Source organism: Streptomyces sp. NPDC050388, assembly GCF_040655635.1.
Classification (GTDB): Bacteria; Actinomycetota; Actinomycetes; order Streptomycetales; family Streptomycetaceae; genus Streptomyces.
In genome coordinates this window covers 1-13,599 of record NZ_JBFAKH010000065.1, presented here as the reverse complement: position 1 = coordinate 13,599, position 13,599 = coordinate 1, and the positions used below count along the sequence as shown (strand labels likewise).

Here is a 13,599-nt window from a genome sequence, read left to right as displayed (position 1 = left end):
ATGAACAACGAGAAGAAACTTCGCGACTACCTCAAGCGGGCGACGGTCGATCTGCGGGAGAGCCGTCAGCGTGTGCAGGATCTGGAGGAGCGCGCACACGAGCCGATCGCGATCGTGGGCATGGCATGCCGGCTCCCGGGCGGTATCGCCTCCCCGGACGACCTGTGGGAGCTGCTGAGCGCCGAACGTGACGCGGTCGGTCCCTTCCCGGACGGCCGCGGCTGGGACCTGGAGAACCTGTACCACCCGGACCCCGACCACCTCGGGACCTCGTACATCCGCGAAGGCGGCTTCCTGTACGAGGCGGACCGGTTCGACGCCGAGTTCTTCGGCATCAGCCCCCGCGAGGCGGCGGCGATGGACCCCCAGCAGCGGTTGCTGCTGGAGACCGGCTGGGAGGCTTTCGAACACGCGGGCATCGCCCCGACCACGCTGAGGGGCACCCGTACCGGGGTGTACATGGGCGTCATGTACGACGACTACGGCTCCCGCCCCAACGCGCCCGAGGGCTTTGAGGGCTACATGCTGACCGGCAGCGCGGGCAGCGTCGCGTCGGGTCGTCTGGCCTACACCTTCGGCCTGGAGGGGCCGGCGGTGACGGTCGACACCGCGTGTTCGTCCTCGCTCGTCGCGCTTCATCTTGCCGCTCAGGCGCTGCGTCAGGGTGAGTGTTCGATGGCGCTCGCCGGTGGTGTGACCGTGATGGCGACACCCGGCACGTTCGTGGAGTTCTCCCGGCAGCGCGGGTTGTCGCCGGACGGGCGGTGCAAGGCGTTCTCGTCGTCGGCGGACGGCACGGGCTGGGCCGAGGGCGTCGGCGTGCTGGTGTTGGAGCGGCTGTCGGACGCGGAGCGCAGCGGGCATCGGGTGCTGGCGGTGATGCGTGGCTCCGCGGTGAACCAGGACGGTGCGAGCAGCCAGCTGACCGCGCCGAACGGGCCTGCGCAGGAGCGGGTCATACGGGCCGCGCTGGCCAACGCGCGGCTGTCGGCGTCCGAGGTGGATGCCGTGGAGGCGCACGGTACGGGTACGCGGCTGGGTGATCCGATCGAGGCGCGGGCGCTGCTGTCCGCTTACGGCCAGGCCCGTGGGGACGACAACCCGTTGTGGTTGGGCTCGGTCAAGTCGAACATTGGTCACACGCAGGCCGCGGCGGGTATCGCGGGCGTGATCAAGATGGTCATGGCGATGCGCAAGGGGGTCATGCCCTCGACGTTGCACGTGGACGAGCCGACCCCCGAGGTCGATTGGTCGGCGGGCACGGTGAAACTGCTGACGCAGGCTCAGCAGTGGCCGGAGCTCGATCGTCCGCGTCGGACGGGTGTGTCGTCCTTCGGGATCAGCGGGACCAACGCTCACGTGATCCTCGAAGAGGCGCCGCGCGACCGTGCTGCCGATCCGGTGACCGGACCGGATGCCGATGTACAGCAGCCGGAGCCGGGCCGACCGGCGCTGCTGGCACCGTGGTTGCTGTCGGCCAAGTCGGAGACCGCGCTCCAGGCACAGGCGAGCCGGCTGCTGGCCTGGCTCGCCGACGACCCCGAGGCGGATGATGCCGATGTCGCTGCCGTCCTGACCACCGCGCGCGCTCAGCTGGGCCGGCGCGGCGCGGTGCTCGGCGCCGACCGGGCCGCTCTGCTCGCCGGCCTCACGGCCCTGGCCGCGGGTTCGGCATCCCCGCATGTCGTGTCAGGTGTCGCCACCACCGGCGAGACGGCCTTCCTGTTCACCGGTCAGGGAGCCCAACGTATTGGCATGGGCGCGGGGTTGGCTGCCGCGTTCCCCGTGTTCGCCGCTGCCCTCGACGAGGTGTGCGCGGAATTCGACGCCCTGCTGGGGGTGTCGCTGCGCGAGGTCATGTTCGGCGAGACCGGTGGGGCCGGGAACGGCGTCGGCGACACCGAGCGCATGGCCCTGCTCGACCGGACGGAGTTCACGCAGCCTGCGCTGTTCGCGTTCGAGGTGGCGCTGTATCGCCTCTTGGAGTCGTTCGGCGTGACCCCGGATGTGGTGGTCGGGCATTCGATCGGCGAGCTGGCCGCGGCCTATGTGGCCGAGGTGTGGTCGCTGGCCGACGCGTGCCGGCTCATTGCCGCCCGTGGCCGGCTGATGGGCGCGCTGCCGACCGATGGAGCGATGCTCGCCGCCGCGGTGTCGGAGGAGCGGGCGCTGGAACTGCTCGCGGCCGGGACGGTCTCGTTGGCGGCCGTGAACGCGCCTGCGGCGGTGGTGTTCTCGGGCGAGACGGCGGCGATCGCCGCACTGGAGGACCGGCTGGCGGACGAGGGCGTCAAGACGACCCGGCTGACGGTCAGTCACGCCTTCCATTCGGCGTTGATGGAGCCGATGCTTGCCGAGTACGAGCAGGTCGCCGGATCGGTGGCGTACCGGACGCCACGAATTGATGTGTGCTCCACGGTGTCCGGTGCGCCAGCCGGTCCCGAACTGCTGACGCCGCAGTACTGGGTGCGGCAGGTGCGCGAGGCCGTGCGCTTCGCCCCGGCCGTGCAGTCACTCGTCGACTCCGGCGTGCGCCGGTTCGTCGAGGTGGGTCCGGACGCGGTGCTGGCGGCGCTGACCCGCCACACACTGATCGACGAGGTGGCGTCCCGCTCGCTGGTCGCGGCGGCGTCACGGCGCGGCGTCGACGAGGTCGACCAGTTCCTGCGGTTGCTCGCCGCCGCCCATTGCTCGGGCGTCACCGTCGACTGGGCGCCGCTGTCACCAGGAAGGCCGGTCACCCACCTCGACCTGCCTGTCTACGCTTTCCAGCATCGCCGCTACTGGGTGCAGCCCGATGACGATGCGCTCGGTGACATGGGCCGCGCCGGCCTGTCCGCGCTCGATCATCCGATGCTGCGCGTCGCCGCGCCGCTCGCCGGTCGCGACGAATGGCTGTTCAGCGGCAGGCTTTCCACCACCGACCAGCCGTGGATCGCCGACCACACGGCCTTCGGAGCGGTGCTTCTGCCCGGCACCGGGTTCGTGGATCTCGCGTTGGCCGCGGGCAGCCGCCTGGAACTGCCCGTCGTGGACGAACTCGTCCTGGCGACGCCGCTGCTGTTCGACGGTGCCGCTGCCGTGGACGTGCAGGTCTCGGTGACCGAGCCCGACCACACCGGTCGTCGACGCCTGTCGATCCACTCGCGTGCCGTCACCGGAACCGCGCCGTCCCACCCGGGCGAGCCGGACTGGACGCTGCACGCCACCGGCACCCTCGCCCCCGCCGACGGGGTGACGCCAGCCTGGACCGACCCCGACTGGCCGCCGGCCGACGGCACGCCGGTCGACGGAACGCGTCTGTACGACCGGCTCGCCGACCTGGGATTCGGCTACGGCCCGAGCTTCCAAGGCGTGCGCGCCGCCTGGACCAGTGGTGACGACGTGTTCGCCGAGGTGACCCTGGACGAGACGACAGCGGGCCGGGCGGCGGGCTTCGGGATGCATCCGGCGCTACTGGACGCGACCTTCCACGCCGCCATCGATGTGCTCGCCGACGACCTCCCCGACGGCAGGCTGCCGCTTCCGTTCTCCTTTGGCGGCGTCCGTGTGTTCCGGCGCGGCGCCACCGCGGTCCGCGCCCGCATCATCCGTTCGGGTTCCGAGAAGGTGCGCATCGACACCTGCGACGCCACCGGCGCCGCGGTGCTGTCGATCGACGCCGTGCTCGCCCGCCCCGCGGACGCGAGCGCTCTCGCCGGTGCCCGCAGCCCGCTCTACGCGATCGACTGGACGCCGGTGACGGCGCCTGCGGCGTCGGACCGGCAACTGGTCGCACTGGGGCGGCCCGTCGCAGGCTGCGCCGAGACGTTCGAGGATGTCGCGGCGTTCGCGGCAGGCGGGGGCCACACAGGCTCGGCTGTCGTCTGGTCGCCCGAAACGGCGCCGGCGGACGGCGGCGACGTCCCCGCGACCATCCGCACCGCCGTGCACAACGCCCTCGCGGTGCTGCGCGACTGGTTCGCCGAACCGGGCTGCGCCGACTCGACGCTGATCGTGCTGACCCGCAACGGAGCAGGTCTGCCCGGTGAGACGCCGGACCCCGCGGCAGCGGCCGTCCGTGGCCTGGTACGCAGTGCGCAATCGGAACATCCGGGGCGCATCGTGAACGTCGACCTCGACGATAACGACCCCGCGGACCTGCACCAGCGGATCGCCGCCGCAGTCGCCACGGACGAACCACAGCTCGCGATCCGCGACGGCGCCACGGTGGCACCGCGGCTGATCCGTGCGACCACCGTCGAATCGACCGGCGAGCCCTTCGGCGACGGCACGGTCCTGATCACCGGAGGCACGGGCGGACTGGGCGCCGTCACCGCACGCCACCTGGCCACCCGGCACGGGGTGCGCAGACTGCTGCTCGTCTCGCGCCGCGGCTCCGCCGCGGCGGGTGTCGCGGAGCTGGTCACCGAACTGACCGCGCTGGGCGCCGACGTACGCGTCGCCGCGTGCGACGTCAGCGATCGCGCCGACGTCGCGGCGCTGCTGGAATCCGTACCGGCGCACGAACCGGTGACCGCTGTCGTGCACACCGCGGGCGTGGTCGACGACGGCACCGTCGAAACCCTGACCGCCGAGCAGGTGAACCGGGTGCTCGCCCCGAAGGCCGATGCCGCCTGGCATCTGCACGAGCTCACCCGCGACATGGACCTGTCGGCGTTCGTGCTGTTCTCCTCCGCCGGGCCGCTGCTCGGCGGGCAGGGCCAGGGCAACTACGCGGCCGCGAACGCGGCGATGGACGCGCTCGCCCAGGCGCGCCGCAGCGCCGGTCTGCCCGCGCACTCGCTGGCCTGGGGGCTGTGGAAGCGCGGCATGGCCGAGGCATTGAACGACCCGGGTGCCGAACATCTGGTGCGTCAGATCCGCACGCGTCTCGGTCTGTCCCCGATCGAGCCGGACACCGGCATGCAGATGTTCGACGATGCGTTGACCACCGGCGAACCGATGCTGATGACCGCGCTGCTCGACACACCCGCCCTCACCGCACTGGGCCGGCTCGGCACGCTGCCCGCGGTGCTGCGCGGCCTGATCCATGTACCGTCGCGCGGCCAGATCGCCGACAGTCCGTTGCGCCAGCGGTTGCTCGACGCCCCCGCCGATCGGTGGGAGGCGCTGATCCGCGATGAGGTCCGCGCGATCGCCGCCGCGGTCCTCGGCCACGAGTCGGTCGACGCCATCGACCCCGAAACACCGTTCACGGAACTGGGCTTCGACTCGCTCGGCGGAGTCGAGTTCCGCAACAAGGTGACCGCCGCCACCGGTGTTCAGCTTCCGTCCACGCTGGTGTTCGACTATCCGACCACCGCCGCTGTCGCGGGCTTCCTGCGTACCCGGGTCGACGGTTCGGCGCCGACGCGGCCGCGCCCCGCCTCGACCAGGGCCAGGGCCGACGAGCCGATCGCGATCGTCGGCATGAGCTGCCGGTATCCCGGCGGCGTCGAGAACCCTGACCAGCTCTGGGAACTGATCGCCGGGCGCGTCGACGCGATCACCCCGATCCCGGGCGACCGCGGCTGGGATGTCGACCACCTGTACGACACCGACCCCGGCAAACCCGGCAAGATCTACACCCGAGAAGGCGGATTCCTACATGCCGCGGGTGATTTCGATGCCGCCTTCTTCGGCATCGGACCCCGTGAGGCAGCGGCGATGGACCCGCAGCAGCGGCTGCTGCTCGAGGCGTCCTGGGAAGCGCTCGAAGACGCTGGTATCGATCCGACCTCACTGCGGGGCAGCGACACCGGGGTGTACGCGGGCGTCATGTACCAGGACTACGGCTACACGGCGCGCGAGGCCGCCGACGGTGCCGCAGAAGGCTATCTGGCGACCGGATCGGGCGGCAGCGTCGTCTCCGGCCGGGTGTCCTACGCCCTCGGTCTGGAAGGACCCGCGGTGACGGTGGACACGGCATGTTCGTCGTCGCTGGTGGCCCTGCATCTGGCGGTGCAGGCACTGCGCGCCGGGGAGACGTCGCTGGTCCTGGCCAGCGGGGTGACGGTCATGTCGACTCCGATGCTGTTCCAGGAGTTCTCCCGGCAGCGGGCGCTGTCACCGGACGGGCGCTGCAAGGCGTTCTCGAGTGCCGCGGACGGTGTCTCGTGGGCCGAGGGCGTCGGCGTGCTCGCCCTCGAGCGGTTGTCCGACGCACAGCGCAACGGGCGCCCGGTGCTGGCCGTGATCCGAGGCAGCGCCATCAACCAGGACGGTGCGAGCAACGGCTTGACCGCACCGAACGGTCCGTCCCAGGAGCGGGTGATCGCGCAGGCACTGGTCAACGCAGGGGTGGCCGCGGCCGAGGTGGACGCGGTGGAGGCGCACGGCACCGGCACCACGCTGGGTGACCCGATCGAGGCACAGGCGCTGATCAACGCCTACGGACAGGATCGCGCCGAGCCGCTGCGGATCGGGTCGTTGAAGTCGAACATCGGGCACGCGCAGGCGGCTGCCGGTGTCGGCGGTGTGATCAAGATGGTGCAGGCGCTGCGGCACGAGACGTTGCCGCCCACCTTGCATGTCGACGAGCCGTCGCCGCACGTGGAGTGGTCGGCGGGCGCGGTACGGATCCTGACCGAGGCCGAGCCGTGGCCGGTCGGGGAGTGTCCGCGCCGGGCGGGAGTGTCGTCGTTCGGGATCAGCGGGACCAACGCGCACGTGATCCTCGAAGAGGCGCCCGCGGTCCCGCCGCGGCCGGTCGATCCACCGCGCCCGGCGGCCATGCCGCTGCTGCTGTCCGCGCGGACGCCTGCCGCGCTGCGGACCCAGGCGCGCCGTCTGTACGACACGCTGAGCGAACGTCCGGAGCTCGACCTGACCGACGTCGCGGTGACGCTGGCGCTGCACCGCGCGCGGCTCGAGCAGCGCGCCGCCGTCGTGGGCTCGGACCGGGAGACGCTGCTGGTGGCCTTGGCGCGCCTGGCAGCCGACGAGCCGGGACCGGGCATCGCCAACGGCGCCGGCCGGACAGGCACGACAGCGTTCCTGTTCACCGGTCAGGGCGCGCAGCGGATCGGGATGGGCGCTGGGCTGTACCGGGCGTTCCCGGCTTTCGCGGCCGCGCTCGACGAGGTGTGCGCGGAATTCGACGCACACCTGGGGCATTCGCTGCGGGATGTGATGTTCGGCGCGACTGCCGAGACTCTGCTGGACCGCACCGAGTACACCCAGCCCGCGTTGTTCGCGTTCGAGGTGGCGATGTATCGCCTCGTCGAGTCGTTGGGCGTGACGCCGGATGTGGTGGCCGGGCATTCGATCGGCGAGCTGGCCGCGGCGTATGTGGCCGGTGTGTGGTCGTTGTCGGATGCGTGCACACTCGTTGCGGCCCGGGGCCGATTGATGGGAGCGCTGCCGACAGGCGGGAGCATGCTGGCCGCCGCGGTGCCGGAGAGGCGGGCCGTGGAGCTGCTGGCGGCGGTCAACGCCGATCCGGCAGCCGCCGCGGTCTCGCTGGCCGCGGTGAACGCTCCCGATGCGGTGGTCTTCTCCGGAAACACCGAGGCGGTCTCGGCGCTCGAGTCGAGGTTGGTGGCCGAAAGCGTCAAGACCAGCAGGCTGCGGGTGAGCCACGCGTTCCACTCCGCCTTGATGGATCCGATGCTGATCGAGTTCGCGGAGGTCGCCGCGGGCCTGACGTATCACGAGCCACGCATACCCCTGTGCTCCACGGTTTCCGGCGCATTCGCCGACGATTCGGTGGGTACGCCCGAGTATTGGGTACGGCAGGTGCGCGAGGCAGTGCGCTTCGCCCCGGCGGTGCAGTCACTGCTCGATTCGGGTGTGCGCCTGTTCGTCGAGCTGGGCCCGGACGCGGTGCTGACGACCATGACCCGCGCCACTCTGGCGACAGACCTCGCAGCGCGCGCATCGGTGGTCGCGGCATCCCGTCGCACAGTCGCCGAACCCGAGCAGCTGGTCGCCGCGCTGGCAACCGCGCACTGCGCGGGCCTGCCGGTGCGATGGGCGGCCTACTTCGGAGCTCGACCGCAGGCACGGATCACGTTGCCTACCTATCCCTTCCAGCACGAACGATTCTGGCTTCTGCCGGCGGAGGCCGCCGCGCCGCTCGCCGGTGCCGACTCCGCCGACCATCCGCTGCTGCACGCCCAGGTGCAGCTCGCTGGTAAGGACGAGTGGCTGTTCACCGGCAGGCTCTCGCTGCGCACGCACCCATGGCTCGCCGACCACGCCGTCTTCGGCGCGGTCTTGATGCCAGGTACCGGATTCGTGGAACTGGCTCTGGCTGCCGGCGCCCGGCTCGGCGTGCCGCGCCTGGCGGAACTGGTGCTCGCGGAGCCGCTGATCCTCACGGCCGAGGGTGCCGCGGATATTCAGCTCGCCGTAGGCGAACCCGACGCCGACGGGCACCGGACCGTGGCCATCCACGCCCGTGCCGCTGACGCCTGGGTGCTGCATGCCCGTGGCCTGCTCACGCCCGCCGCGCCGACCGCGGCGCCGGGCTGGTCCCAGGTGTGGCCTCCGGTTGCGGGCGATCCGGTCGACGGGCAGCAGGTGTACCGCGCGCTCGGCGACCTCGGCTTCGGGTACGGCTCGGTGTTCCAGGGTGTTCGCGCCGCGTGGTCGCGTGGGGAGGAAGTGTTCGCCGACCTGGCGCTCGACACCGACACCGCAGCGCGCGCCACCGCCTTCAGACTGCATCCGGCACTGCTGGACGCGGTGTTCCACGCGGCTGTCGGCCATCTCGCCGAGGGCGGGGCCGACGGCCGGGTGCCGCTGTCTTTCGCCTTCGACGGTGTTCAGCTGACACAGTCCGGCGTGGGTGCCCTGCGCGCCCGCATCGCCCGCGTCGCACCGGACACCTTCTGCGTGGAGGCGGTCGACGCGACCGGTGCCCTCGTGCTGAGCATGGAGTCGGTGCGGTCCCGCCCGATCGAGCGACGGGCGCTGGCCCAGCTGCGCGGCCCGGCACCGTTGTTCGACCTCGAGTGGGTCGCCGTGCCTGCCGTCTCCAAGGCGGACACCGGGCGCATCGTCGTGCTCGGCGACCCGGCGGCCGTCGAGGCCCCTGAGCCCCCGACATGCTGTGCCGATCTCGCGGAACTCGCTGTGCTGCAGGATGTTCCCGACACGGTGGTCTGGTCGGCGCCCCGCGGAACCGGTGCCGGCGCGGCGGACATACACGCCGGCGTGCTGACGACGCTCGCACTGTTGCAGGGCTGGATAGCCGCCGAACACCCCGGCCGGCTCGCGATCGTGACGCGCACGGCCGCCGGGCTGCCCGGCGAGGAACCCGATCTGGTCGGAGCCGCCGTGGCGGGCCTGGTGCGTAGCGCACAGTCCGAGCACCCGGGCCGGTTCCTGCTCATCGACCACGACGGCGAGGCCCTGCCGATCAAGTCGCTCGCCGACGCCCTGGCCCAGGACGAACCGCACCTGGTCGTTCGCGAGGGTCGGCTCCTGGCACCGCGATTGCAGCAGCTGCCCGCCACCGAACCGGGCGTGCCACCGTCGTTCGACCACGGCACGGTGCTCATCACCGGCGGCACCGGCGGCATCGGCGCGATCGTCGCCCGGCATCTGGTCGCAGAGCACGGCGCACGACGGCTGCTGCTGGCATCGCGGCGCGGTGTCGCCGCGGACGGCGCCGCCGAACTGGTCAGCGAGCTGACCGACCTCGGCGCCCACGTCCGGGTCGTGGCGTGCGACGTCACCGAACGCACCGCGGTCCAGGCCCTGCTGGCCGACATCGACACCGACGCCCCGCTGACCGCCGTCATCCATGCGGCGGGCGTCCTGGACGACGGCACGCTCGACACCCTCACCGCCGCGCAGACGACACGGGTGCTGGCACCGAAGGCCGATGCGGCACTGCACCTGCACGAGCTGACCCGCGACCTGGATCTGTCGGCGTTCGTGCTGTTCTCGTCCGCGGCGCCGTTGCTCGGCGGACAAGGACAGGGCAACTACGCCGCCGCGAACAGCGTCCTGGACGCGCTGGCACGCGTGCGGCGCAGCGCGGGCCTGCCCGCGCACTCACTGGCCTGGGGACTGTGGACCGTCGGCATGGCAGGGATACTCGGCGGGGACGGCGCCGAGCAGTACGCCCGCCAGATCCGGGCCAGGCTGGGCCTGATCCCGATCGACCCGGAGTCCGGGATGGCGCTGTTCGACAACGCGCTTGCGACGGATCGGGCGACACCGAAGACGGCCCTGCTGGACACGGCGGCGCTCACCGACCTGGCGCGCGGCGGCACACTGCCCGCGGTACTGCGCGGCATGATCCGGGTTCCCCCGGCCGCCGCGAGTGCCGGTGTCAGCCTGGCGCGGCAGCTGGCCGCACTGCCCGACGCCGACCGCGACGGTGTGATCCTGCGAGAGGTGCGCAACGTCGCCTCGGCGGTCCTCGGCCACCTGTCCGGCGACGCGATCGACCCGGACGCGCCGTTCACCGAGCTCGGTTTCGACTCCCTCGGTGCCGTCGAATTCCGGAACCGGCTCGCACAGCTGACCGGGCTGACGCTACCGTCGACGCTGATCTTCGACTACCCAACCGCCGCCGGCGTGGCGAAACTGGTGCGATCGCTGATCGAGGAATCCGACACCGGCGTGGTCGAGCAGGCACCGGCCGGCGTGCGCGGCACGATCACCGACCTGGTGTCGGCGGCGCATCGCCGCGGTGAGCTGGAAGGGGCGATGCCCCTGCTGATTGCGAGCTCGGCTCTGATGACCGCGTACTCCGTCGGCGAGGCCGCCGCACAGCGCCCGGATGTGCAGCTCCTGGCGCGCGGCGCCGCGGCACCGGCACTGGTCTGCATCCCCTCGTTCCTGGCGGGATCGGGCCCGCACCAGTTCGCCCGCCTGGCCCGCGAACTGGGCGGCGAGCGGCAGGTCAGTGCGTTGCGGCTGCCCGGCATGCGCGCAGGCGACGACCTGCCGGCGACATGGGCGGCGGCGATCGAGAGCCTCGCCGCGGCCGTCGCGTCGGAACTCGAGCGAGGCCCGGTGGCGCTCATCGGCTATTCGGCCGGTGGTGCGCTCGCCCATGCGGTCGCCCGGCGGATCGAAGACGACGGCGGCGAGCTCGCGGGCGTCGCGATGATCGACACCTACTCCCCGGAAGAGCACGAACTGAACCGCCTCGTGCTCACCGACGCGCTGGGACAGATCCTGTCCCGGGGCAACGCACTGACCCCCGTCGACGACCACGGCCTGGTCTCCATGGGCGGCTACGTGCGGATATACCCCGAGCGCGAGGCCAAGCCGATCGCCGCGCCGACGCTGAATCTGCGGGCCACCGTGACGCTGAGCAGCTTCGGGGACGTCGACCCCGTCCCCGACTGGCAACACCGTGCACCGGCCGAGTACATCGAGGCAGATCACTTCTCGATCATCGAGGAACAGGCGGCAGAGACCGCCGCGCACCTCCGGCGCTGGCTCGATTCGCTCAGCGGCCATTGATATCCGAACCGTCGGATTCGAGGAACGAGGACACATGACAGCCCTGGACAAGCCCGGCCGCCCGCGCGGCGCGCTCGGGCTTGTCCGCCTGCGCCGAGTACGGGAGTCGACCACACGGCCGCACCGGCGGGGTACGAATGTGATCACCTCGGGGTCAACCCACGGGCGACGCGGTGCGACAGCTCACTGGAGGCATGAAATCCGCTCAGTCGCAACCTTCCGGAAGTGAATTCCTTCGACTCGCAAATTCGCCAGAGGCACAAAATTGCTCAGTCTGCAAATCTGGCAGAGGCATATAGCTCGTTCGGTCGCAATAGTTTTGGCGAGAAACTCCAAGCTTGACAGCGTTGTGGCGCTTGCTTATATTCCACTCGGTCAAGGTCCCGTCCATCGATATCCGAAGGTGCTCATGACCGCGCCTCCAACGCTGCCGAAGTCCAGGCAGCAGTTGATTCTTGCCATTCTTATGCTGTGTTCACTGCTGATTTGGATAGAAAATACCGTCCTCAGTACCACGCTGGAGACCCTCGCGGACCCGGTCCGTGGACTGGGGGCCGATCCCGGTCAGCTGCAATGGGCGACCGGTGCGTACACTCTGGCCTTCGCCACATTGATGTTCACTGCAGGAGCATTGGGCGATCGGTTCGGTCACCGAACTGTGTTCTCCAGTGGGTTGGTGATCTTCGCCGGGTCCTCGCTGTGGGCGGCGTACGCAAGCGACGCGGGCCAGCTGATTGCAGCTCGAGCTGCGATGGGGGTGGGCAGCGCGCTGATCACGCCCGCCATGATGGCCATCCTTATGTGGACCTTCACCGGCCCCGCGCGGGCTGCAGCGATCGGCATTTTCTCGACGTCGGCCGGTGTCGGAATGGCTGCCGGCCCGGTGCTGGCGGGGTTCCTGCTCGATCATTTCTGGTGGGGCTCGGTCTTTCTGATCAATGTTCCGGTCGCGGCATTGGCATTGATCGGGCTCGCCGTGCTGGTTCCGAATTTCCGCAGCCCCACTCGACGACCACTGGACCCCACTGGAATGTTGCTGTCGATCAGTGGGCTCGTGGCGTTGGCCTACGGGCTGATCCGGGCGGGGCAGGTGGCAGCGTGGAGTCGTACCGACGTTTGGGCGCCGATCGTCGTCGGTCTGGTTCTGCTGGCCGTTTTCGTGCTCGTCGAACTGCGCCTCAAGGCGCCCAGCTTTGATCCGCGACTGTTCGCGCAACGCACATTCGGTGGCGGCAATGTGGCGCTCGGACTGCTGCTCTTCGGTGTGGCCGCCATCACCTTCTATAACGCGTTCTATCTGCAAGGCGCGCTCGGATTCTCGCCGATGAAGGCGGGTTTGACCAATATCCCGACCGCACTCGGCGCGCTCGCGGGGGCGCCCCTCGCCTCGCGCCTGGTTCGCCGTCTGCCGCTGCGCCTTGTGACCGTGCCGGCGCTGACCGTGGCTGCGCTGACCATGGGTGGGTACGGGTTCCTCGGACTCCACACTCCACTGGTCTGGATCGAGATCCTGTTGTTGATACAGGGTTTCTCGGTCGGCATGGTGATCGGCCCCGTTACGGCCGCATTGATCAGCGACCTCCCGTTGGAACAGGCTGGTGCTGGATCGGCCGTCACCAACACCGTGCGACAAACCGGCAGTGTGATCGGAATCGCAGTAGGCGGCACGATCATGTCGATCGCGTACCGACGTGCGATCGAACCTTCGCTGGAGGGTGCATCCGGTGTGGTGCAGGATCAGGCGCGAGTTTCCGCCGAACAGGCCCGCCACGTCGCCACAACTATCCACCGGCCCTCTCTTGCGCAGGCTGCCGATAACGCGTTTATCCATGCCATGCACGTCGGCGCGGGCTGGATCGCGGCCATCGCACTCCTCGGAGCAGCTGTGCTGCTGATCACCTTGCCTGCTGCCGGAAAGAAGAAGAGCCCGACACCGGAGCCGGACTACGGAGAGGCCCGCGCCGGTCGCCTCGCCTGATCTTCCCCATTTTCCCGAGCGTAGCAAAACATCGCCGTCGGCATCCAAGGGCGGGCTCGCCCATAAGGAAGGAGACCCCTGTTGTCGAAAACCAATGATCCCGCTGCGCGTGCCGTTGCATCGGAGCAGGATTATGTGTCCTCCTTATATGAGTTGCTCACCGAGCGGCTTTCCGAGGCGCGAGCACACCGAGCGAATGTGTTGAAGGC

Annotated in this window: 2 protein-coding genes; both read left to right on the top strand. The window is 70.3% G+C overall.

Translation table 11 applies throughout. The features are described 5' to 3' along the window. Nucleotides 1-11,412: a type I polyketide synthase gene (locus AB0I73_RS29765; protein WP_363042480.1), complete on the top strand. Its 11,412-nt coding sequence runs from the start codon at nucleotides 1-3 to the stop codon at nucleotides 11,410-11,412. Between the two features lie 409 nt (nucleotides 11,413-11,821). Next, on the top strand, nucleotides 11,822-13,390 hold the full coding sequence (locus AB0I73_RS29760) for an MFS transporter (protein WP_363042478.1): 1,569 nt from the start codon (nucleotides 11,822-11,824) through the stop codon (nucleotides 13,388-13,390). The last annotated feature ends 209 nt before the right edge of the window (nucleotides 13,391-13,599 follow it).

Bases quoted from the DNA above. Each gene is read 5' to 3' on its own strand.
- AB0I73_RS29765 (WP_363042480.1), top strand. From the start codon at position 1: ATGAACAACGAGAAGAAACTTCGCGACTACCTCAAGCGGGCGACGGTC.
- AB0I73_RS29760 (WP_363042478.1), top strand. From the start codon at position 11,822: ATGACCGCGCCTCCAACGCTGCCGAAGTCCAGGCAGCAGTTGATTCTT.